Origin of the sequence: Flavivirga spongiicola, assembly GCF_030540825.1 — a bacterium.
Taxonomy (GTDB): Bacteria; Bacteroidota; Bacteroidia; order Flavobacteriales; family Flavobacteriaceae; genus Flavivirga; species Flavivirga spongiicola.
The window spans coordinates 1,059,210-1,083,441 of the sequence record NZ_JAUOEO010000001.1; the positions used below are offsets into that span (position 1 = coordinate 1,059,210).

The 24,232-nt window shown below is 32.1% G+C and carries 21 protein-coding genes and 1 pseudogene; 9 read left to right on the forward strand and 13 right to left on the reverse strand.

Features of this window, described 5'->3' with window-relative positions:
- Positions 1-54 precede the first annotated feature (54 nt).
- The 3 genes from gcvP to Q4Q47_RS04045 all read left to right on the forward strand — a co-directional run bounded on the left by gcvP (position 55) and on the right by Q4Q47_RS04045 (position 4,594).
- Positions 55-2,904 carry an aminomethyl-transferring glycine dehydrogenase gene (gene gcvP / locus Q4Q47_RS04035; protein ID WP_303305362.1) on the forward strand — a complete coding sequence of 950 codons (2,850 nt, stop codon included), beginning with the start codon at positions 55-57 and terminating at the stop codon, positions 2,902-2,904.
- Positions 2,905-3,012: 108 nt separating this feature from the next.
- The gene (locus tag Q4Q47_RS04040; protein WP_303305363.1) at positions 3,013-4,071 is read left to right on the forward strand and encodes a 3-oxoacyl-ACP synthase III family protein; all 1,059 of its coding nucleotides are present in this window, start codon (positions 3,013-3,015) and stop codon (positions 4,069-4,071) included.
- A 1-nt stretch (position 4,072) separates the two neighbouring features.
- Positions 4,073-4,594 (forward strand): class I SAM-dependent methyltransferase, encoded by a 522-nt coding sequence (locus Q4Q47_RS04045; RefSeq protein ID WP_303305364.1) that lies wholly within the window; start codon positions 4,073-4,075, stop codon positions 4,592-4,594.
- Between the two features lie 247 nt (positions 4,595-4,841).
- On the opposite strand, the gene Q4Q47_RS04050 is transcribed toward Q4Q47_RS04045, so the two are convergent.
- From Q4Q47_RS04050 to Q4Q47_RS23785, 4 genes and pseudogenes are all read right to left on the reverse strand, one after another.
- Complete coding sequence (locus tag Q4Q47_RS04050; RefSeq protein ID WP_303305365.1) at positions 4,842-5,441, reverse strand: TylF/MycF/NovP-related O-methyltransferase; 600 nt, start codon at positions 5,439-5,441, stop codon at positions 4,842-4,844.
- Positions 5,442-5,547: 106 nt separating this feature from the next.
- Positions 5,548-7,341: an HAD-IIIC family phosphatase gene (locus Q4Q47_RS04055; protein WP_303305366.1), complete on the reverse strand. Its 1,794-nt coding sequence runs from the start codon at positions 7,339-7,341 to the stop codon at positions 5,548-5,550.
- Between the two features lie 189 nt (positions 7,342-7,530).
- Positions 7,531-8,163 carry a polysaccharide deacetylase family protein gene (locus tag Q4Q47_RS04060; RefSeq protein WP_331497675.1) on the reverse strand — a complete coding sequence of 211 codons (633 nt, stop codon included), beginning with the start codon at positions 8,161-8,163 and terminating at the stop codon, positions 7,531-7,533.
- Positions 8,164-8,166: 3 nt separating this feature from the next.
- Positions 8,167-8,625 (reverse strand): annotated as a pseudogene (locus Q4Q47_RS23785) (polysaccharide deacetylase family protein); the annotation flags it as partial.
- A gap of 424 nt (positions 8,626-9,049) precedes the next feature.
- Here Q4Q47_RS23785 and Q4Q47_RS04065 point away from each other — a divergent pair.
- Complete coding sequence (locus Q4Q47_RS04065; protein WP_303305367.1) at positions 9,050-9,898, forward strand: glycosyltransferase family 2 protein; 849 nt, start codon at positions 9,050-9,052, stop codon at positions 9,896-9,898.
- A gap of 54 nt (positions 9,899-9,952) precedes the next feature.
- Here Q4Q47_RS04065 and Q4Q47_RS04070 read toward each other — a convergent pair whose 3' ends face one another.
- Both Q4Q47_RS04070 and pafA read right to left on the reverse strand, forming a co-directional pair.
- Positions 9,953-10,759 carry a DNA/RNA non-specific endonuclease gene (locus Q4Q47_RS04070; RefSeq protein WP_303305368.1) on the reverse strand — a complete coding sequence of 269 codons (807 nt, stop codon included), beginning with the start codon at positions 10,757-10,759 and terminating at the stop codon, positions 9,953-9,955.
- Positions 10,760-10,762: 3 nt separating this feature from the next.
- Complete coding sequence (gene pafA / locus Q4Q47_RS04075) at positions 10,763-12,424, reverse strand: alkaline phosphatase PafA (protein WP_303305369.1); 1,662 nt, start codon at positions 12,422-12,424, stop codon at positions 10,763-10,765.
- 108 nt (positions 12,425-12,532) lie between these two features.
- On the opposite strand from pafA, the gene Q4Q47_RS04080 reads away from it, so the two are divergent.
- Both Q4Q47_RS04080 and Q4Q47_RS04085 read left to right on the forward strand, forming a co-directional pair.
- Entirely contained in the window at positions 12,533-13,273 is a 741-nt protein-coding gene (locus Q4Q47_RS04080) for an MlaE family ABC transporter permease (protein WP_303305370.1), read from the forward strand.
- Entirely contained in the window at positions 13,270-14,037 is a 768-nt protein-coding gene (locus Q4Q47_RS04085) for an ABC transporter ATP-binding protein (RefSeq protein ID WP_303305371.1), read from the forward strand. Before Q4Q47_RS04080 ends, Q4Q47_RS04085 begins: the two co-directional genes overlap by 4 nt.
- 39 nt (positions 14,038-14,076) lie before the next feature.
- Here the strand turns inward: Q4Q47_RS04085 and Q4Q47_RS04090 are convergent, their stop codons facing one another.
- The 5 genes from Q4Q47_RS04090 to Q4Q47_RS04110 all read right to left on the reverse strand — a co-directional run bounded on the left by Q4Q47_RS04090 (position 14,077) and on the right by Q4Q47_RS04110 (position 19,338).
- Positions 14,077-14,961, reverse strand: a complete 885-nt coding sequence (locus Q4Q47_RS04090) for a hypothetical protein (protein WP_303305372.1) — start codon at positions 14,959-14,961, stop codon at positions 14,077-14,079.
- Positions 14,962-14,989: 28 nt separating this feature from the next.
- Positions 14,990-16,465, reverse strand: a complete 1,476-nt coding sequence (locus Q4Q47_RS04095; protein WP_303305373.1) for a DUF389 domain-containing protein — start codon at positions 16,463-16,465, stop codon at positions 14,990-14,992.
- A gap of 9 nt (positions 16,466-16,474) precedes the next feature.
- Complete coding sequence (locus Q4Q47_RS04100; protein WP_303305374.1) at positions 16,475-17,554, reverse strand: mannose-1-phosphate guanylyltransferase; 1,080 nt, start codon at positions 17,552-17,554, stop codon at positions 16,475-16,477.
- 134 nt (positions 17,555-17,688) lie between these two features.
- Positions 17,689-18,288, reverse strand: a complete 600-nt coding sequence (locus tag Q4Q47_RS04105) for a SprT-like domain-containing protein (protein ID WP_303308440.1) — start codon at positions 18,286-18,288, stop codon at positions 17,689-17,691.
- Positions 18,289-18,471: 183 nt separating this feature from the next.
- Positions 18,472-19,338, reverse strand: a complete 867-nt coding sequence (locus Q4Q47_RS04110; RefSeq protein WP_303305375.1) for a DUF4349 domain-containing protein — start codon at positions 19,336-19,338, stop codon at positions 18,472-18,474.
- Between the two features lie 134 nt (positions 19,339-19,472).
- Between Q4Q47_RS04110 and Q4Q47_RS04115 the strand changes: the two genes are divergently transcribed.
- From Q4Q47_RS04115 to Q4Q47_RS04125, 3 genes are all read left to right on the forward strand, one after another.
- Positions 19,473-20,366: a hypothetical protein gene (locus Q4Q47_RS04115; RefSeq protein WP_303305376.1), complete on the forward strand. Its 894-nt coding sequence runs from the start codon at positions 19,473-19,475 to the stop codon at positions 20,364-20,366.
- Positions 20,363-20,851 carry a hypothetical protein gene (locus Q4Q47_RS04120; protein WP_303305377.1) on the forward strand — a complete coding sequence of 163 codons (489 nt, stop codon included), beginning with the start codon at positions 20,363-20,365 and terminating at the stop codon, positions 20,849-20,851. Before Q4Q47_RS04115 ends, Q4Q47_RS04120 begins: the two co-directional genes overlap by 4 nt.
- A gap of 151 nt (positions 20,852-21,002) precedes the next feature.
- Complete coding sequence (locus Q4Q47_RS04125) at positions 21,003-21,536, forward strand: hypothetical protein (RefSeq protein WP_303305378.1); 534 nt, start codon at positions 21,003-21,005, stop codon at positions 21,534-21,536.
- Positions 21,537-21,556: 20 nt separating this feature from the next.
- Here Q4Q47_RS04125 and Q4Q47_RS04130 read toward each other — a convergent pair whose 3' ends face one another.
- Positions 21,557-22,192 (reverse strand): HAD family hydrolase, encoded by a 636-nt coding sequence (locus Q4Q47_RS04130; RefSeq protein ID WP_303305379.1) that lies wholly within the window; start codon positions 22,190-22,192, stop codon positions 21,557-21,559.
- A gap of 11 nt (positions 22,193-22,203) precedes the next feature.
- Complete coding sequence (locus tag Q4Q47_RS04135) at positions 22,204-24,231, reverse strand: OmpA family protein (protein ID WP_303305380.1); 2,028 nt, start codon at positions 24,229-24,231, stop codon at positions 22,204-22,206.
- Between the last annotated feature and the right edge of the window lies 1 nt (position 24,232).

A 24,232-nucleotide genomic window follows, 5' to 3' on the forward strand; every position in this document is an offset into this window, starting at 1 on the left:
AAAACACATTAAATATTATGTATTTTTGCGAATTATATAATTAATTCTACTTTAATGAATACAAACGCTTTTGCATTGCGTCATATTGGTCCTAGAGAAGACGACCAAAATCTCATGTTAAAAACCCTTGGTGTTGATTCTTTAGATCAATTAATTCATGAAACGATCCCGGATGATATTCGCTTAAAAAATGGACTAAATTTAGAAGCTCCCATGACTGAGCATGAATATCTGCTTTATATTCATGAGTTATCTAAAAAAAACAAAGCTTATAAAACATACATTGGCTTGGGGTATCACCCAACCATTTTACCTGCTGTCATTCAAAGAAATATTCTTGAAAATCCAGGTTGGTATACTGCCTATACTCCCTATCAAGCTGAAATTGCTCAAGGGAGATTAGAAGCTCTTTTAAATTTTCAAACCATGGTTATAGACTTAACGGGGATGGAAATTGCAAACGCATCACTTCTTGATGAGAGTACTGCAGCTGCAGAGGCTATGAGCTTACTATTTGCAGTTCGTGAGCGCCAGCAGAAAAAAGCTGGAGTCAATAAATTTTTTGTTTCTGAAAACATATTACCTCAAACCCTGTCGTTATTGCAAACGAGAGCGACTCCAGTTGGTATTGAATTAGTAGTTGGCAATGAAGAAACTTTTGATTTTTCATCAGAATTTTTCGGAGCTATATTACAATACCCAGGAAAAGACGGTCAGGTAACCGATATTAAAACCTTTATAACTAAAGCTAATGACGCCCAAATTAAAGTCGCAGTTGCTGCCGATATTCTGAGTTTAATAAAACTGGAAGCTCCTGGAAAATTTGGAGCAGATGTGGTCGTTGGTACGACGCAACGCTTTGGTATCCCCATGGGATATGGAGGGCCTCATGCTGCATTCTTTGCGACCAAAGAAGCTTATAAACGTGATATCCCTGGTAGAATTATTGGTGTCACTAAAGATAAAAACGGTCATAGAGCCTTACGTATGGCTTTACAAACACGTGAGCAACATATAAAAAGAGATAAAGCAACCTCTAATATCTGTACAGCTCAGGTTTTATTAGCTGTTATGGCAAGTATGTATGCTGTATATCATGGTCCTAAAGGCTTACAATTTATTGCTGATAAAGTTCATAACAAAGCTTCTGAATTAGCAAATGCTTTAACTAAATTAGGATACGATCAAATCAATACGTCCTACTTTGATACGCTTCAAATAAAAACAAATGCTAAAAAAATAAAGGCAATTGCCAAAGAGAAAAAAGTAAATTTATATTATCCAGATAAAAAAACGGTCATTATTTCAATTAATGAAACAACTTCTATTAGAGATATTAATTATTTAATTTCTGTTTTTGCTGAAGCTGCTAAAAAAGAAACCATTACTATTTCGGCTATTACCAAAGCTAATAATATTTCGGAATCTATGCAGAGAGCGTCTGACTTCTTAACATTAGATGTTTTCAACACCTACCATTCTGAAACTGAATTAATGCGTTACATAAAACGTCTTGAACGTAAAGATTTAGCATTAAATCATTCTATGATTTCTTTAGGATCTTGTACCATGAAATTGAATGCTGCATCAGAAATGCTCCCTTTAAGCTGGTTTAAATGGGGCAATATTCACCCATTTGCACCTTTAAAACAAGCCAAAGGCTATTTAACAATTTTAAAAGAACTAGAAGATCAATTAACAGAAATAACAGGTTTTGCCGCAACCTCATTACAACCAAATTCAGGAGCACAAGGTGAATTTGCTGGACTTATGGTCATTAAAGCATACCATGAATCTCGTGGTGATCACCATAGAAATATCTGCTTAATTCCGTCGTCCGCTCATGGTACAAATCCTGCCAGTGCAGTAATGGCCGGCATGAAAGTTATCGTAACAAAATCAACAGCAGAAGGAAATATTGATGTTGATGATTTACGCGAAAAAGCAGAATTACATAAAGATAATTTGTCTGCTTTAATGGTAACATATCCTTCTACGCATGGTGTTTATGAATCTGCTATTAAAGAGATTACTCAGATCATTCATGATAATGGCGGACAAGTATATATGGACGGTGCCAATATGAATGCCCAAGTGGGGTTAACAAACCCTGGTAATATTGGAGCAGATGTATGCCATTTAAATTTACACAAAACATTTGCTATTCCACATGGTGGTGGAGGCCCAGGAGTTGGCCCTATTTGTGTTGCAAAACAACTTGTTCCATTTTTACCTGGCAATCCCATTATTAAAACCGGAGGAGAAAAGGCAATTACGGCTATTTCGGCAGCACCATTTGGATCTGCATTAGCATGCTTAATATCATACGGTTATATAAAAATGTTAGGTGCTGTAGGCTTAACAGAATCTACTAAAATTGCCATTTTAAATGCCAACTATATCAAGCATCGTCTAGAAGGTAGTTTCGACACCTTATATTCTGGTGAACGAGGGCGTGCTGCACATGAAATGATTGTAGATTGCAGACCATTTAAAGTTCACGGTATTGAAGTAACAGATATTGCAAAACGTTTGATGGATTATGGCTTTCATGCGCCAACAGTATCCTTTCCTGTCGCTGGTACTTTAATGATTGAACCTACAGAAAGTGAGAGCAAAGCAGAAATTGATAGGTTCTGTGATGCTATGATTTCTATTAGAAAGGAAATTGATAATGCTTCTAAAGACGATAACAACAATGTTTTAAAGAATGCACCACATACGTTGGATATGGTAACATCAGATGAATGGTATTTCCCATACTCTCGTGAAACCGCTGCCTTTCCTTTAGAATATGTTAGAGATAATAAATTTTGGCCTAGTGTGAGACGTGTTGATGATGCTTATGGAGACAGAAACTTAATATGTTCCTGCATACCTATCGAGGCTTATGCTGAAGCATAAATAGCTTTTGAACATCGTAAATTAAAATAAAACCAAATCTGCCTTTAATTAAAAACAAGTACCTTGGTTTGATTGCAATCGCAAACAATTAAAGGCAAATTTTTATATATGAATATTAAGATCACGGGAACAGGGAGCTACATTCCAGAAACCATTGAAAAAAATGAAGCTTTCTATGAGCATGAATTTTTAAACAGTGATGGTTCTGTAATTAACTCTCCTAATGAAGTTATTGTTAGAAAATTTGAGGCTATAACCGGCATTAATGAAAGGCGTTATGCCAAACCCAATTTAAACACATCTGATATTGCTTTCTTCGCTGCTGAAAAAGCTATAGAAAATGCAAAAATCAACAAAGAAGATTTAGATTATATCATTGTTGCTCATAATTACGGTGATGTAAAACACAATACTGAACAAAGTGATACCGTACCAAGCATAGCCTCTAGAGTAAAGCATCTTTTAAAAATTGAAAATTCAAAATGTGTTGGATATGATATTTTATTTGGTTGCCCAGGATGGATAGAAGCTGTTATTCAAGCAAATGCTTTTATAAAATCTGGAATTGCAAAAAAGTGTCTGGTTATTGGAGCTGAAACCCTATCGCGTATTATAGATAAGCACGATAGAGACTCTATGATTTATAGCGATGGTGCTGGGGCTGTAGTTATTGAAAAAACTAACGAAGTTGGTGGTATTATTGCTCATGAGACGGCAACTTTCACTTTAAATGAATCCCATTTTATTTATTTTGGTGAAACTAACAAACAGGATATAGATGAAAGGCGTCGATACATAAAAATGTATGGCAGAAAGATTTATGAGTTTGCATTAAATAATGTTCCATTGGCTATGAAATCGTGTCTTCAAAAAAGTGGTATTGATATAAAAGACGTAAAGAAAATACTCATCCATCAAGCTAATGAAAAAATGGATGAAGCTATCGTAAAACGTTTTTATAAGTTATATAACTCAGAAGTGCCAGAAGGCATTATGCCTATGACCATAGGAAAATTAGGAAACTCAAGCGTTGCGACTATACCTACTTTATATGACATGATATTAAAAGGAGATATGCAAAACCAAAAAATAAACAAAGGTGATGTGGTTATTTTTGCAAGTGTTGGAGCAGGTATGAATATAAATGCCATTGTTTATAAACATTAAGATGTACGAGAAAAACTATCCGAACAAACGTTTTAAACTGACCATTCAATTTTTAAAAAAACACATTCCTACTTCTGAAACTATTTTGGATTTAGGTGTTGTAAACCCGTTTACGCAAATCATGCAAGAAAATGGTTATTCTGTTGAAAATACGCTTGGTGAAGATATCGACTTAGACACTTCTACAATTAAAAACTCTAATTCAGATGTTGTAACTGCTTTTGAGATTTTTGAACATCTATTATCCCCTTTCACTGTTTTACAATCTATAAAAGCGGATAAATTAGTAGCGAGCGTGCCTCTTAAACTATGGTTTTCTTCAGCGTATAGAAGTAAAACTGATATGTTAGACAGGCATTACCATGAGTTCGAAGATTGGCAATTTGATTGGTTGTTAGAAAAGGCTGGTTGGAAAATTATAGATAGTAAAAAATGGACAAACCCTGTAAAAAAAATAGGGATTCGACCTATTCTACGTTGGTTTACACCTAGATATTATATTATTTATGCTGAAAGAGTTTGATTATCTAGGATACTAAATAATCTGTATGTCATTCAGAAGGAGGAACGACTGAAGAATCTAAATTTGTTTTTTTATTCCTTTGGTTGTTATCACATAAGCGTAATAATATGCGTACGTCTTTAGTTTTTATTCGATGTTAACGTTATGAGATTCTTCGCTGCGCTCTGAAGGACAACTAACTAAAAAACAAATCATTAACAAACGTTTTTATATCAAAATCACATTAGAACAATTGGTGGTTTTAGGTTTATTTCAATATAAATGCAACCTGTCTATAATTATTAACGGCTCCAATAAACTCAAATTGCCATTTATTATTGGTACATCTTTTAAATATTTCAAAGGCTTCAAACTCATGCTCATGACTTGAAAATTCATCAAATATGAGTATATCGTTTGTTTTAAGCTTAGGGAATATTTGAAACAGTACATAAAGTGTGGATGAGAATAAATCAGCGTCCAAATGGTATACACATTGCTCATGAAAGTCACAATCCATTAATGTTTCATAAACCGAATCCTGAAACCATCCTTTCACGAATCTTACTCTACTATCTTTAATATCAGGAAAGTTTCCTTTTTGATCAAAATGTCCTTCATTTTTATCTTCCCAACTTTCAGGCAGGCCTTCAAAGGAGTCAAAGCCAACAAAGCGTGATTCCTTTATCTTGTTTGTTGAAGACCATTTCTTAATCATATCACCTCCAGCGACACCAAACTCGTAATAAAAAACAGGTTTATTTTTTAACTCCAACAAAAGCTTGTCATGAAGTTGAAATCTGTTTTTATATGCTGCCGATTTATTATAATAATCGTTGATTTTACCTTTATTTCTATTTTCACTCATAAAGGAAACAAAGGCCATATATTTAAAAATTATATAAAAAGGCTTACATAGCTTTCTTAAAAATTTATATAGCTTCGTTTTTGATAAAAAAGGATGAAATGGCATATTATTTACTTTCGATTACCGTTATTATTTTATCGTTATGTATGTCTCTGTCTTGGCCAAATTTAAGTTCTCGAAAAGAACCTTCTTTTTGTATAATTTCAAATCCAAAATCGTTAAAAACCTGTGCTGAGAATTTATTCTTTTCTGTGTGATTGTAGGTAACCCAAAAATCACCTAATTTAAGGTAACATTCTAAAATATGTGTCAAAAAAGCATGTTCGACCCTTTTACTCTGGATACGACAGCTAAACATAAGATCTATAAGCTGGTTTTTAGATTTTTTAATAATACCAAACCCAATGATCCCATATTCACCAAAGCGATCTCTACATCTTAATATGTAAGCGGAAAGATCGTTATTATTATGGATGTTAGATATATCATCCTTAGTGTATCGGTTGCCCGAAAAATTCATTTGGTTTGTCCTTTGGGTCAATTCGTAAACTCTTTCAAAATGTTCTTTTTTCAGAGACTCAATTTCTAATTCAATATTACAGGTATGAAGGAAATCCAAATATTCACCTTCATAATCATCAGAAACCCTTTTTCTTTTAGCCTCATTCGCATAAAACGCTTTCCGTTTCTTACTTTCATTCGTAATCGGAATTTGAAGGGCTTTTAAACCTAATATCGTTTGGTAATGAACAGCATCCATTAATCTAACTTGAGGTAAAGTCATTTCTATTTCCTTCCTTTCGAATTCGGAATCATCAATAAATAAAAAAGTGTTAATATTAATATTAAGGTCAAGTGCTATTTCCTTTAGACTTTTACTTTTAGGAAGCCATGAAATCTTTGGGTAAAGAAAAAAATCGTCAATACCAAAATGCTTTAATGCAGCCATTGCTGCATCATAATTATTTTTACTTGCTATAGAATTTACAATACCCTTTTGCTCTATCTCTTTTAAAATCTCTTCGACACCTTCTTTTAACTCAAGCCTTTCGATACCATCTTCTACCAGAGTGCCACTCCATATAGTATTATCTAAATCCCAAACAATACATTTAATTTTTTTAGCTGCTTGATTAGTCTGTTTATAATCTTCTAATTGTACAAATTCGGATGTTCCAAAATATAAAGGAGTTTCACTATTAATCGCTTCAGGAGTGAGATCAATACGATAAGGCAGCTCTATTTTAGCTCTTTTCGTAATCTCATCAAACGGAATAATTTCTTTATTATATCCCGGTATCAGCTCTATTCGGTATTGAAAAGGCATCTTACTGTATTTAGGATCGTCATTTCTTATGACCAATCCCAAAGGTATCATCTCTTCCGTAGGATTGTAAATTTCCAGTAAGAAACCGTCAGGAGTTTTTGTGCCGCTATTTTGCTCACTTATTATTTTTTTCTTCTTCTGGCTATATCTTTTTTGAATTAATTTTTTTTTGACAAATTTTGGAGGAACAAGATGTATAACTCTTGATAGTTTCAATTCTCTGCGCTCTTTCTTTTCAATCTCGTTACAGTCGTATAGTTCATTATTTCCTTGAGTCGCTAATACGCCCCATTTTTTAAACTGTATTTTCAATATCTGAGCCGCATTGTTTACTTCATCAGGCTGTTTGACTCTTTCAATACCTTCTACAAATCGTTGGCACTTACCATCAATCCTCGGAGCATATAAATCACAAGTTTTAAAACATGAAGGCATAGCACATTCTGTGCAATGCTCAGTCCAATGAAGCATACTTCTACTTTTTATACTTCTATAAGTATCTGAAAATTTCTCCCAAACTTCCCGAGGTAAATTTTCTTGAACTGTTTTAATATATACTTCTGATTCGTACATGTTTATTTTAAGCCTCTAACACAAAAAGAATATCTATTTAGAATGGTGATTTACACCTCCTTTTATAATTGTAAATATAAACGAAGTCTTTTTATTGATGTATATTTTAATGACATTTTTAATCACCATTTGTGATTGTTCTAAGCAAGAAACTTAGCCCCTAACTTCATAAATAAACTAAAAGAAATATCATTTTCTTTTAATATGATATTTCCCTATTACTTTATTGAAATATTTATACAAGTTCTCTTCAACAATCCTTTTTTCTATTCGCTTCGCTGGGTTTTCAAGCGAAAATCGTTGAATTATTCTCTCATCCATATCTTTCTTTAAACCAGAATTACCAAAGATCTTTATATTACTATCATATTCTAAAAGCTCTTCTAATATTTTTTTTGAAATTGATCTGTCTGAAAAAGGGAATGAAAAAAACGAATAATTAATATCGAAATTATGTTTTAACCAATTTATAGAATCTATTATTTCTGCTTTTTGTTCTTCATGCGATAATTGAATAAGAGGAGGGTGTGTCATGGTATGCCCCCCAAAATAAAACCCGTCTTTTATCATTTCCTGAATTTGTTCTTTTGTAATATACGGTTTATGTTTTTCCAAATAATCTTCTATATTTATATTTAAAAGGTTTAAAACCTCATTAACTTTCTCGCTTTCATCAAATTTAATACTGGTGAATTTTTGCTTAAATTCTTCAATACCGTTATAAGTAAAAGAAAATATTTTAGCTATGGCTTCTAAAAGCTCTTTTTCAAAATTATTCTTTTTTAAATACACAATAATAATGCTGATATAATGCTTATACAAACCCTCTTTATTACCTATAAAGTTTGGATTTATAAAAAATATCGCCTTAATATTTTTTTTCTTTAAAATAGGATAGATCTCGGTATATACTTCTTGTAAACCATCATCAAAAGAAAGAAGAAAACCGTTATCATGACAATTGTTTTCTAATAAGTCCTTTGGGGCTATAGGCTTATAATTATTAGTTAAAACATCAATATCGTTTAAAAATTGAAAACAACTTTTAAATGCATATAAATGTTCAATATGGTCTACTTGATTATCCCTTATTATATGATAATATGGAAATATACTCTGATTTTTAAATACTGGTAAAAATCTTTTGCTAGAGACTTTGTATAAAATATCTTTTACAATTCCGATAATAGTTAAATTTAAAAAGAAGCTATTTGAAAAGTTATTAAAAATTAAAGTGTCACATTGAGTACTTCGGCTACGCTCTCTATAAACTAAAGCCGAAATGTTTTATGAATTAGAACCTTAAAAAGTTCTCGGCTGTACTTGATGTGAGATTTAAATGCTTTTCGGATAGCTTCTTTTGTTTTTTCAAAAATAATGATTAATAATTTTAGATGGACTTATTTTTTAACAACGACACCTTTTCCATTTGCTTTTCATGATAGCATAAAATTCTCTTAGAGATTATATTATTTACGCAGAAAGAGTTTAACTTTGAATAACTAAATCGCTATGGGCTAAAAGCCCATAAGTTTGTTTGGCAAACTGAAAGTCTGCTTCGTGAAATGAGGAATATCATTTGAGAATTCACGATAATGAATTTGTGACAATTTGTAAAATTAGTGGCAGAAAAAATTTTAGAAGCTGAAAAGCGAAATGCATTAAAATATATAGTTTTAACTAAATTTGGGACCAATAAACTTCAATTTTGAATTTCTACATCATTATTCCAGCACACAATGAGCAAAGTTCTATAGGGCTCACTATAGATTCGTTGACCAAGCAAACACTATTACCAAAACGTATTATAGTTGTTAATGACAATTCTACTGATAAAACACAGGATATTGTTGAAGTTTATACTGAAAAATATTCTTGGGTTTCTTTAATAAATTCTAAATCATCTAATGAACATTTACCAGGGTCAAAAATCATCAATGCCTTTTACAAAGGTTATGAAACTTTGGATGATAATTACGATGTGATTTGTAAGTTTGATGCCGATCTTATTTTTCCCAATAATTATTTAGAACAGTTATCTAATCACTATAAGGCAAATAAAAGACTAGGCATGGCTTCAGGCTTCTGTTATATAGAAAAGAATAATGATTGGATATTAGAAAACTTAACAAGAAAAGACCATATTCGTGGTGCATTAAAAACATATAGAAAAGACTGTTTTCTTCAAATTGGAAAGCTCAAACCATCTATGGGTTGGGATACTGTTGATGAGTTGTTAGCCAAATTTTATGATTGGGATATTTTAACTGATGAATCTTTAAAAGTAAAGCATCTAAAACCTACAGGTATGAGTTACAATAAAGCTTCAAAATATTTACAGGGAGAAGCCATGTACAAAATGCGCTATGGCTTTATTATTACCCTAATCTCTGCAATGAAATTAGCTTACAAAAAAGGAAGTTTTACGTTATTTAAAAACTATATGTCTGGCTATTTTAAAGCTAAAAAAAGCAACATTGCATATTTAGTATCTGAGCAAGAAGGCGTATTTATTCGTGATTTACGCTGGAAAGGGATGCTTGGTAAATTTAGATAAAGAAGTTCAATATATAAGATTCCCTCCTTCGAGGGAATGACAAAACATAACTATTTAAAAACTCCATCCTTTATAACTACTAGAAGCTTCAAGTTGAGTTTCTAAAGCATCGTCTAATTGAGGAAAAAAATCTATTCCTGTTAAAGCTTCAATAGCATCTACAGAAACAACGAATTCATATAATGGTGCATCCGATTTTTTATGTGGCATTAAAAATGCAATCATTTTTGTTTTCCCCGAATTATTATCAATTAACACTTTATAAAATTGATTTGGCACATATACCTCATCATCCCCAATAGTTTCCATATCGCCTTTTAAAACACCTCCTGTAATGACAAAAACACCATCATATTTACTTGCCCAATAGCGCACTTTCTGCTCAAGTTTGTTCCAAATACCAGAATTAAATTGATGTTCTTGTGGGCTAATATTGCTTGTTAAAAATGTTTCATCATGAGCTTTTTGGCTGTATCTCCTATCTCCTGCAGGACACAAATGTCCTCGATCATATCCAGAATTTTTGTAGTTTCTCCAATGTGCTGCTCCAGTTTTTACTGCTTTATCTATTTCAAAATAAGGACGTTCAAAATGGCTATTAGATAAATGTTCTTTTTTTAATTCGTAAGCAACCCATTCGGCTTGTTCATGCAGTTCACTATAAGATAGTGAATACCCTTCATGGTGAATTATTTGATTTGTTGTACTTACAGGCAAGAAATATTCATTCGTATTATTCTTTACTTCTTTACCTGTTTCAACAATTTCAAGCGTTTCTTCTTGATTTAAAAAAAACTCATAGCCATAAATTCCAAAAACAATAAGAATTGCTATTAGGGAGTAAATGGTTTTTTTATTCATGCGCTAATCTAAAACAAACTCTAATGGTAGTCCAGTGGCTCCATTTGGAAAGCTAATCCCTAAAAGTGCGGACATCGTTGGAGCAATGTCTGTTATTACTGTTTTTTGAACAGTTTGTCCCTTTTTTATACCTTTTCCAAAAAATAAAAGAGGCACATGGGTATCATAATTTAAACCACTACCATGTGTAGATCCGGTTTTCCCATAAGAAATGTAAGCAGGATCATCCACCAATAATACGTCTCCGGATCTTTTTTGATTAAATCCTTTTTGCAATAAAGCTTCAATTCCAGTAGTAAAATCAACAGAACTCATCGTCGTTGCTGTATAAGCTTTTGAAATGTTCTTATAAGTCATCTGTTCATTTACAATAGCATTCTGAACATCATTTAAGTCTAACCCTAATGCTTTAATTTTTTCTCTATTTAAGAAAATCTGGTTGTTACTAATATTTTCCAGAATATCTGTTGTTCCAAAACTATCTTTTAGAAATTTTTGAAATTTTTCTTTACGCTCAGAATTCTTTAAATATCCTGCAGGAATTTTAACAGAACGTAAATATGCTGGCACATCTATTGCTCCGTGATCTGCAGTTAAAAAGACGGTATACGCTCCTTTTCCTACTTTGGCATCAAGAGTATTAAATAATCTTTCTAGATCCTTATCTAAACGTAGATAAGTATCTTCAATTTCTTTTGAATTTACTCCAAAATTATGCCCTATATAATCTGTGCTAGAGAAACTAACCGTTAAAACATCTGTAATCGCATCTTTTCCTAATTGTTCTCCGTCCAATGCTGCTAAAGCAAAGTCTGCGGTTAAACTATTTCCATAGGCAGTAGATTTTAAAATATCAAAGCCCCCATTTTTTTCTTTTAAAGCATTTAAATCATAAGGAAAAGTTGCCGTTTCTTTCCCCTTAAACCCGCCTTCAAATTCATTTAAATCGCTTCCACTCTCTATATACGAATCGATATCATACAATGTATTCCAAACTTTCAAATAAGATTCTGCTGTTTTTGAAGCATTAAAATCCTTTACCCAATTTGGTAAACCCTTCAAATAAAACGAACTGGAAATCCAATGGCCTTCATTCTTCCCATGAAACCAATAGGCAGCATTCGCTGTATGCCCAGCGGGTAAAATAGCACCTCTATCTTTAATCGAAATACCAATAGTCTTTCCTCTCATTTGAGTAAATAACCTATTTTCATCAGCAAATGTTGAAGTTTTCATTCTATGAGAAGACATCTGCCCTGCAGCACTTTTAGTACCAACAGATTGAACAGAACCATCTTCTGCACAATACACCATCTTTTTAATTTCTTTATCATACCAGTTGTTCGAAATAATACCATGATACTTAGGTGTTGTGCCTGTATAAACTGATGCGTGACCAGGTCCTGTATAGGTTGGTATATAATTAAAATGATTGTTTTTGCAATTAAAACCTTCATCCATCATACGTTTAAAACCACCTTCACCAAACCTATTATAAAACCGGGTTAAGTAATCATATCGCATTTGGTCTACAACAATGCCTACTACTAACTTTGGATTAGATTCAACAACATTGGTTACTTCTTTACCTACAACTTGATTTTGTGCCTTACAAGACAAGCAAAAAAAGAAAACCAAAAAGAGTGAAAATATATTTCTTATCATAACAATTTTATTTTAAAGATTCAAAAATACAGATTTTAAAACATCAAAATTAAAAATTAAGGTTAAATACCATTAACTTTTTTTACTTTAGCACTAACAAATTTTTATATGACATATCTTCATAACATTGGGGCTTATTTTTTAATGATCGTTGAGATGTTTCGCAAGCCTACAAAATGGTCTGTGATGAAGAAATTAATATTTAAAGATATTGACGATTTGGTTATAGGTTCACTTGGTATTGTGGCATTTATATCATTTTTTGTTGGTGGTGTTATAACGATTCAAACCGCCTTAAACATAAACAATCCTCTTATTCCTAAATATTTAGTTGGATTTGCTACCAAACAGTCCATTGTATTAGAGTTCGCTCCAACTTTTACCTCCATAATAATGGCAGGGAAAGTTGGTTCTTTTATAACATCCAGTATAGGCACCATGCGTGTTACCGAGCAAATAGATGCTTTAGAAGTCATGGGAATAAATTCTTTAAATTATTTGGTTTTGCCTAAAACAATTGCATTACTCTTATACCCTTTTGCTATTGCTATAGGAATGTTTTTAGGGATTCTTGGAGGTATGGCCGCTTGTGTTTTTGGTGGTTATACATCGCTAGAAGATTATGTTTTAGGAATTCAAACCGACTTTCAATCTTTTCATATAATTTATTCTTTTATAAAGACTTTCGTTTTTGCTTTTATTCTTGCCACCATTCCTTCTTTTCATGGTTATTATATGAAAGGCGGCGCTCTTGAGGTTGGAAAGGCGAGTACAACAGCTTTTGTTTGGACATCAGTTGTAATTATACTGTTAAATTATATATTAACCGATATGATGCTAGGCCAATGATAGAAGTAAAAGATTTACATAAATCGTTTAGTGGTGTTGAAGTTTTAAAGGGCATTAGCACAAGCTTTGACAAAGGAAAAACGAATCTTATTATTGGGCAAAGTGGTTCTGGAAAAACTGTTTTCCTTAAATGTTTGCTAGGGTTGTTTGATTATGAAGAAGGTTCTATCTCGTATGATGGAAAAATATTTTCACAATTAACAGAAGATGAAAAACGGAATCTACGTGCTAAAATTGGTATGGTATTCCAAGGAAGTGCTTTATTTGATTCTATGACCATTGCAGAGAATGTTATGTTTCCTTTGCAAATGTTCACGAATCAAGATAAAAGTGAAATGGAAGACCGTGTCAACTTTGTTTTAAAGCGTGTGAATTTAGACGATGCCCATAATAAAATGCCTAGTGAAGCCTCTGGAGGGATGCAAAAACGTGTTGCTATTGCCAGAGCCATAGTAAATAATCCGAAATACTTATTTTGTGATGAACCTAATTCGGGACTTGATCCTAAAACGGCCATCGTTATAGACAATCTTATCCAAGAGATTACCGATGAATACCAAATTACAACTGTCATTAATTCACATGACATGAATTCCGTTATGGAGATTGGTGAGAAAATTGTGTTTTTAAAAAATGGACTAAAAGCTTGGGAAGGCTCTAATCAAACCATTTTTAAAACTGACAATGAAGTGGTTACAGACTTTGTATATTCTTCAAATTTATTTAAGAAAGTTCGTAAAATGTACTTAGAGGAAAATAAATAATTGTTTTCTTCTTTATGTAATATTATCTCATTTCTACTATTACAAATTAAGTTTGTAGCACATGACACTATTATGAAAAAAGGTAGGCACAAGTAACATCTGTGTTTCAGGAATATAATCAATATCCGCTGCGTAAATACCTTTCTCTCGTGTATCAAGCAGTAGTGTTTTTTTCCAATTGGTTGCATCAATATAAAAAATTTGTCCCTTCCAATCAGACACGATAAAATCACCGTTTTCTAACTTTACAATACCATCTCCGTGACCAATGGTCTCTGTAAGTATTTTAAAAGTATTTGAATTTAAATCATAGCTTCCAAAACATTGTTTTCCAGAATCCGCAAAGAATACATTTCCTTTTTGATGTAGTAATCCATTCAATCGCCCCTCTGTATCTATTTTAAGAATGCGAACGACTCCATTTTCTAAAACATAAATCGAATTTGTATTGGATCCAGACGCATATACAATGCCCTCAGGGCTTACTGTAATATCGTTTAAATGAGGTTCACCATCAACAGCATAGGTGTTAATTATCTTTTGTGTTTTTATATCTACTTCTACAATTCTATCAATATCGTTTACATATAATTTATCATTAAAAATTCCCATCCCTTTAGGGCCACTTAAACCTTCAAGCCATTTTAACTCCAAAATATTTCCTTTATTATCTATAGTTGATAAAAAACCATTATGATCTTTTTCCCATGGAGAATTATTAACGTTAGAGACAAAAATGATATCTAGTACTTTATTATAGAGAACTGCCTCACTAGTAGTTAGAAGCGTATCCGTTTGCCAAACTAAATCTAGGCTTGGTGTGCTTTTTGAAGCACCTTTAATCTGATTTGTTTCTCGTTTTTCTTTACATGAAAACATCAACAAAAGAGTCATTAAAATGATGCCTAAAACATTATTTTTCATCGTATTGTTTTATTTTAAACTTGAAAAGTTAATCAACCTTTTTAACTACCAACGTATCTAATTTCAGTTTTTGTTTCAACCATTTACTTAACTCTTTTTGCTTTATTAAAACCAAACTATCCTTTAAGGATTTTCTCCATTTTATATGAGCGACAGCAATGGTATCAATCTTAATAAAATCTTTAGATTCAAGCATTTTAGCATAACTAAAATACTGCAGGTCACTAAACCTTACTTTAGCATCTCTCGATAAATTGGTAAATGAAACTGAATTCTTTTGAGACACATTACTTTCTATTTTCTTATTTAGTTCTGTGACTTCAACTTGCAAGCCTACGATTTGTTTTTGCAAACCGGAGATGATATTATCCTTTTGATCTAATTCTTTAATAGCCCTATCATAAGCATCAGAAATTTTATCAATACTTCTATTTTTATTTCCATTTATTTCAAGATCAAACTCTTTAATCTTATCATAACGTTTCAATTCATTTCTAAGATCAGCTTCTGTAGCATTTGTAATTTCTCCATTGAAATAGAGCGTTATTTTTTCGTCACTAGTGTTTAGTGTTCCATTTTGAAACCAAAGCTCATGATTAGACTTTATTTCATCTTTAACAAAATTATTATAATCTATCTGATAACCACTATCTTTCAACACATCTAAAAATGTTAAAACAGCTGGAATCATAACTATTATTGCTAATAATGATGCTAACTGTGCTGTCCGTTTACGTTTTTTAGAATTCGCATATTTAAGCATTGGAAAGCGAAGAAGTTTTAATACTATGAATGTTGCTAAAGCAATAAACATCGTATTAATTGTGAACAAGTACATCGCACCTCTAAAAAACGCCCAATTTCCTTCAGCTAATCCATAACCAGCTGTACACAATGGCGGCATTAAAGCTGTGGCAATAGCAACACCAAAAATAACCGAAGCAATGGTTCCTTTTTTAGTACGTGCAATAATTAATGCCAAGCCACCAAAAAAAGCAATTAGTACATCACGAATATCTGGTTTTGTTCTTCCAAGCAATTCGGACGTTTCTTCACTTAGTGGAAATAGCCAAAAAAATAAAAATGCCGTTAGCAAACTCAACACAATCATAGTAGCCAAGTTTATTAATGATTTCTTAAGCGTATCTATATCATTAATTGCGATAGACATTCCAATACCTAGGATTGGTCCCATTAAAGGAGAAATTAACATGGCTCCAATAACCACAGCTGTAGAGTTTGCATTCAAACCAACCGAAGCTACAAATATAGAGCAGATTAAAATCCAAGCCGTCGCTCCTTTAAAAGCTATATCTCCTTTAATAGCATCTATAGTTGCATCTCTATCTGTATCATGGCGAAAATCAAGTAATTCGACCATAAAAGTTTTAATGCTTTGAAACAAGCCTTTAGCATCTTTTTTTACAGCTTCTTTTGATTGCTCAACGGCTTTGTCCTGATTGGTTTCCTCTTCCGAAAAATTGAATTTACTTTCTTCACTCATAATTATATATTACCCATAATGTTCTCCAAACTTATCCTTCACTCCTTGGAGTACTTTTTTAATATCCTGCTCTTTTTTCTTAGGAAAGATAAGCAAAACCTCATCTTTATCTACAATGATATAATCTTGTAAACCATCAACGACTACTATTTTATCGTCCTTAGTACGAATCATATTTCCAGAAGCGTCCTCTGCTAAGGTCCTGGCGTTCACTACTGCATTTTTGGTTTCATCCTTATCTAACTTATCGTATAAACTTCCCCAAGTACCAAGATCATTCCAATCAAATTCCGCAGCAATCACATATACATTACTGGATTTTTCCATAATGGCATAGTCCACCGAAATATTTTCTGCCTTACCATAATTGTCTCGGATAAAATCATCTTCTAAATCGGTGTTATAAACATCAATTCCTTGTTCAAAAAGTTTAAAAAGTTCTGGTTGATTATTTAGAAACGCTTTTATCACAGAAGTCACACTCCACATAAAAATACCGGCATTCCATAAAAAATTGCCTTGTGCTATATATTGTTTTGCCACCTCGTAAACAGGTTTTTCTTTAAACTGATTAACAGATTTTATTGTTTCTTCTGAAGACTTATCGAACTCAATATATCCGTATCCGGTATTTGGAAACGTAGGCTGAATACCTAGTGTCATTAATGCATCATTCTTAGAACAAAAATCGAAAGCCTGTTGTACATTATCTGAAAAGGCATTTTCATCTTCAATCCAATGATCACTTGGTGCCACAATCATAACAGCCTCTGGGTTTTCTTTTTGAATTTTTAATGATGCATACAATATGCAAGGCGCTGTATTTCGCATAGCGGGTTCTAAAACTACCTGCCGCTTTGTAATACTTGGTAATTGTTCTAAAACTAAATCATTATAACGTTCATTGGTTAAAATAAAAATATTTTCCTCAGGTATTAATTTTGCTAAACGATGGAAGGTTTTCTGAATCAACGTGTCACCCGTTCCTAACATATCGTGAAATTGTTTAGGAAAATCTTGAGTGCTTACAGGCCAAAACCTAGAACCAACACCGCCTGCCATTAAAATGGCATAATAGTTTTTACTCATTTATTTATTTTTATTTCCACTAAAAATAGGGATTTGTTTAATTATCGTTTAAATAAGAGCCTACAAACTCTTTTTTTATATTTAGTCTCGTTTCATGAGATTCCTGCCTATACTTCGACTACGCTCAGCATAAACTAGGGAATTACGATTTCAACTTCAGCATTAGGGTTGAAAAGATACAACTTTCCTGTTTTAACTTCAATACACTCAAAACGTTTTACGCGTTTACGTCCCATTTTAAACACTTTACCATTATACAACTTAAAGATACTACCTAAAGGAACTTCAAAAACATAGGTTTTATTATTTGGTTCATCAAACTGTTTTAATGCTAATGCTAAATGGACATCGGTATCACTACTCGCCTTCGGATTTCTAAAATGTTTTGCTAAAAGCGGCAACAAATGATCCGGAAAAATATTTGGATTTAAAAAGGGTAGCATTAAATGCTGAAAGCTCCGTTTCCATTCTATACCATGTGGTTTTATAAATCTACCATAGGTTTTATAGGCTTCAAAATGGGCAATTTCATGTATTAACGTGATTAAAAATCGATATGCATTTAAATTTGAATTAATGGTTATTTGATGTTTCCCATTTGGTAATCCCTTATAATCACCATGACGGGTTTTACGTTCACTTTTAATTTTCACCACTAAGTTATCGTGCTCTAAAAGCTTTAATACTTGAGGCATGGCGGTTTCTGGAATATAATTTTGAAGCATTCTTTGCATTAAAACAAAAATAAAGGTTTTATACCAATTATGATTTAAAATAAGCCAGTCAAACTCATTCATTATTTAGTTTTATCACTTTACTCATCATTTCCATAGCTAAGGCTATGCAAATAACTCGAAGCAGGCTAAAACAAAAAAGCAATGTCGTTTTCTATAGCTCATTTTAAATCATAATTGGTATTATACTTTCTTTCTCAAACGTTTTCTGACAAAAAAGAAAATAAAAATACTTAAAACGGCTATAGGCCAAAGGTAAATGATGCCAAGCACTATGCTCTTTATAATGTTCCACCCGAAACTAAATCCTTCTTTTGTCTTAGACAGGAATGTTTTGGAGTAACTTTCGGGTGCTTCCTTATAGGCTACAGTTTCGTACAAATCTATTTGTATCGTACTATAAGCTACTTTATTGGTTAAGAATTTTAAACGCCCTTGTGCAGACTCTATTTCCTCCTGAATGATGCGTAGTTTTTCCTCAGTTGCTAAAATATCTTCAACTGTTTTTGCTTTTTTACGTAAAATTGTTTCGTAGCGTTGTTTTACTTCTAGCTTTGTTTTTAAACGTGTTTCTAAGTCTACATATTCCTCGCTTACGTCTTTAGTCGTAACATTTTCATACTCTACAAACTCTACAATATTTTTAATTGAGTCCATAAGCACATCAAAATACTGTTTTGGTACTTTTATTGTAAATCTATTTTCTATGCTATGTAGGTTATTTTCAAATCGTAAATCAGAAATGTAGGCTTCATACTTCCCTGCAAGCTGTCTTATTTTATGTGTTGTCATTTTTACATTGGCTACTTTGTACCTCGCTTTAGCAGATTTAATAATTTTTAATTCTTTAGGCATTTTAATTTCTGCTTGAGGCGACAAAGAAACGTCGTCATTGGTCTCCGTCCCATATGCAGCATGTTCTTCTGTAACATCTACTTTACTTAAAGCATAATCTTTATTTTCCATAGCTTGATTACAAGCCCCTATACTTAAACATAATAAAGCGAATACACTTATTTTTAATACTGAATTGAATTGTTTTACGTTCATAATTTTATATTTTTAAGAATTACTAGAGCAAACCTATAGCCAAATATTTATGAGGCTTTGAAAAGCGCTTGTAATACCTTTGTAAACTATTTACAATTTCGTTTAAAACTGTATATCAATTAGATACACCTATATTGAATCGCTCGGAAAAACATTTATTTTCAACGCTTAAACATGCCATTGCCGCTACTTTTTTAAAAAATTATAGTGCGCCTGAGGCTATAGAAGATTGGAAGGGCGACACTATAACTGACTTTCAGGAAGACCTGTTTAGCAAAGTAAAGGCTAAGGTGAGTGAGAAATGGTTTTACACCTACTTTAAAAATGATCCTGAAAAACTACCTCGAATTGATATTTTAAATCTCTTAAGTGTATATGTTGGTTGTTATAATTGGGAAGCATTTAAAAGTACTCATACAAACACAAAAACACCATCTAAAAGAGGAAGCCTTATAAAAATTGTAGGTTTACTAATGGCAGCTTTATTTTTAGTATTTATTTTTAAAGTAGTAGCTAAAAACGAATTTCACTTTTGTTTTGTCGATGAGGACAAAGGGGAACCCATTACCAATATAGCACTAGACATTAAATTATTGCAAGCCCAACAGTCTCCTTTGTTTTTTAAGACAGATAGTACGGGTTGTTTTAGCTATACAACAAAATCAGATAAAATTACATTTGTTGTGCAATCGCCCTACCATAAAACGGATACTATTGTTAGACACATTGATGCAAACTCAAACCAAACGGTTAGACTTACTACGGATGATTATGCCTTAATGCTGGATTATTACACCAATGGTAATATTAAAGATTGGAAAAAACGCAAACAACAATTACAACAACTTATTGCTGACCATGCTCAAATTTATCAGATGTTCCCAAATAATATTGGTATTGAAATATATTCTAAAGACGATTTTATAAGAACACTTACTATACCAACCAATAGTTTAAAACATATTAAAATTCTTGATAAAAAATATAGTCATGGCAAAGTTGTAAAACTTAAATTTATGATAGAATGAAAAAACTAGGATATCTATTGATTTTTGTGATTTTGGGCTCGTGTATGAATAATAAAGATGAGAACCGAGAAAGTGCTGCGCCTATGATGGTTGAAGAAAGTGATGACTTGTCTGGTTATGAAACTAAAAACACAGGTTTTAGTATAACCACTTTGGCAGAGCAAAAATTGCAAGAATATTATGATTTATCTTTATTACAAAAGCATCATCCAGAATTTGAAAACGATATTAAGCTTCAACTTAATAAACTTGCCGATACACTGCTAATTCTACCTAATACTACGAGAGAAATTATCATTAAAAATGTCACCAAAATTGATTATCAAAAAATAACGGATTCTACATCTAAACTTCGATTGCATTATGAAGTTATCTCAGACAGAGGCAATACTTTTGACACCATTTCTGCTATTATAAAAACAAAAACGATTATGGTAAATAACGAAACGATTACAACTCGAAAACTCACATTTATAAACAAATAAATCATATTCAATCTGCGTTTTCTGTTTTAAAACACCATAGCTGATTTAACTACTTATAGTATTATAATTAAAAACTAAAGAAGATCATATTGGTTTAAATCATGGTATAGTTTTTGAAAATGAAAACAATAACTTTTAATAAGCCCTTTATATGAAATCCCTTTTTCTCCTCCTTTGCTCAACATTTATATTTGGATTTACCACCTCCAAATCTGACCATTTTAAAATAAAAAACGGACAAGTCATTTGGCAAAAAGTTTATGATACAGACCTAACAAAGAAACAACTAATAGAAGTCATGAGAACTTCTAGTTATTTTGAGGATATCATCATAGTAAATGAAAAAAAATTAACAGCTAAAATCAATCAACTTTCTCCAGATTACAAAACCTATGGGTCATCATACTTGTCAGCACCAGATATGGTTAGTCTAAATCATGTAAAAGCATTCACTGTCATAGAATTTAAAGAAAAACAATATAGGGTCACTCTAAAATCTATTAAGTTAATTGAAAAACGTCGTGATAGTTTAGGTAAACAAGTAGTAGACATTGAAGATGAGATCTTAAATAAAGACAATACAGCATTTAAAAGGTTTTTTTTTAAGAAGTCTTCAAAAATATTAGATTTTACTTTGCAAAAAATAACAGATTTTAATAAAATATCGGAAGATGATACTTGGTAAAGCTTTAAGATCAAGATAGGTTATATCATCTCTAAAAACTCCGACATACTACCAAACGTCTTAGTAGCCTCTTTCTCTAACTCATTATCATAATCATGAGCAGTAAACCCAAAAACATCAAAACCACCACTTTTTGCAGCTCTTACTCCAGTTAAACTATCTTCAACCACAACACATTCACTAGGTTTAAATCCCATAGTTTCCGCTGCCCATAAAAAAATAGCGGGGTCTGGCTTCCATTTTTTAATGGTATAACAGCTAAAAATATTATTTTCAAAAAATGGCAATAAACCACTGAGTCCCAAATTAAGTCGGATTTTATCTTCTGGACCACTGGACGCTGTGCAAAAAGGCAATTCTAAATGTTGTAATACGGTTTTAATACCGGCAATAGGCTTAATATTTTCTTTAAAGGCCTCAAAGCTTTTCGCTCTATAATCTGCTTCAAATGTTTCAGGCAATGGTTTTCCCAATAAAGTTGAAACGATTTCCATACAGGTACTAAAGGACTTCCCTTTAAATTGACTCAAAGCATCTTTTATTTCAATACTTACGCCCAAATCATTAGCCATATCTACCATCGTTTTAGTGGCTATCATTTCACTATCAATCAATACACCATCGCAATCAAAAATAACGCACTTGTATTTACTCATAATTAAATTTTCTAATACTTAACAATCTCAAATTCACTACGCCTGTTTAACTGATGCTCTTCATCGGTGCAATTTAGCATAGGACATGGTACTATGGGTTCTAATTCTCCAAAGCCTTGAAATTTCATTCGACGTGCATTAATAAACCCTTCCAATGCTAAATAATTTCTTGTGGATTCTGCGCGTCTTTCTGATAAAATCTGATTATAACGTACCGTTCCCCTACTATCTGTATGTGAACTTATTTTTAAATAAATATTTGGATACCGTTCTAATTTAGCTGCTAATTCATCTAATATTTTCTTAGAATCGGCTCTGATATTCCACATGCCAAAATCGAAATAAATAGGAGCTAACTGAAAAAACAATTTGCCATTTTTTTCAACGACTGGTGGCCCTTCAACATCTGTTAACAATTCAAACCGTTTAGGGTCTTCTTCTTTTAATTTTTTATCGATTTTCTTTTCTGCAATGATCACTTCTACAGGGTCTACTGGAGGTGGTGGTGGGATTTTCTTTAAATACAACACGTGTTTTTGATCTTGCTCTTCAATAACCGTTACACTTAATGTATTGGGCAGATACGCTTCATTTTTAGCTGTAAACTCATAGCTATCTGCTAGTAAATTAATATTGAAAAAGGCTAAAGAATCTAGGGTATTGGTATACTTTTCACTTCCTTTTTTATCTTTTAATACCACCTCAGCATTTGGAATGTATGCTTTAGTGTCAATATCCCTTACTTCAAACCTATTAATATATTCTCTTATAAAAATTTCTCCCGTTTGTTTAAACTTGAAAATTTCATCGTTCTTTTTATTTCTATTTGTAGAAAAGAATCCTTCTTTAGCATCGTGATAGTTCAAATTAAAATCGTCGTATCGAGAATTAATAGGCGCTCCTAAATTAATAGGTTTTGTAAAGGTCTCATTAACATATTCTGAAACAAAATTATCTAACATCCCTAAGCCTAAATGCCCATTAGATGCAAAAAACAAATGTCCTTGTTGTGATATGAATGGAAAATGTTCTCTATTTTCGGTATTAATGGTTTGTCCTAAATTGACTGGTTCACTAAAAGCTCCGTCTACTTCAATAGTCACATAATACAAATCAAAACTACCATAGCCGCCTTCAATATCTGATGAAAAATAGAGTTTCTTTCCATCTGGACTCAAAGCTGGATGCTGATAAGAAAATCCGTTTTTATTAAATGCTAACTTTTCTAATTTACTCCATTTACCATGGGTTCGAGTCGTTTTATATAAATGAATATTATTAGCAGATTGCTCATTAAACTCTTTCTTTCCGTCTGTATAGTTACTTCTTGAAATATAAAGGGTATTTCCATCACTCGTAAAACAGAAATTACCTTCATGTAATTTAGAGTTTATTGTTTTTGTAAGTGATTTAACGGCTCCTATGGTATCATTATTCTCATTGACTTTTACGGCATAGATATCAAGAAAAGATTGATGCGTCCATTTATACTTTTTTCTTAAAAGTTGTTTATTATCCCTATCGGAAGTAAAATAAACACTATCGTTAAATTTTACAGCTCCAAAATCGGATGCATCAGAGTTAAATTGACTCTTTTTAATCTTATAATCTGGAGTTTTTAATTTAAATGCTTCTATAATGTCAATAGACTCTGCTTTATTTAAAGAAATCGACTCATTTTCTTTATATCGTTTAAAATAATCTAAAGCTGTTTCATAATCTCCTAAAGCTGATAATACTTGGTATAATTTAAAATTATACGCGTTGTTATACGTTTTATCTTTCTCAACATATTTCCCTTTTATTAATTGCTTAAGGTATCTTGAGGCCAAGCGATATTCAAATATATTATAATAGCAAACAGCTATATTTTCTATAGCTTTTTTATGGCGTTCTTTTTTAAGTTCCTTCTCATAATATTCAGCCGCTTTTATATAATCTCCTTTTTGGAAAAACCGATCCGCCATCGTTTTTTTTTGTGCAAACGACATCTGTGCTACCAATAAAGCTATAACAATGAAAGTTATTTTTTTTATCATA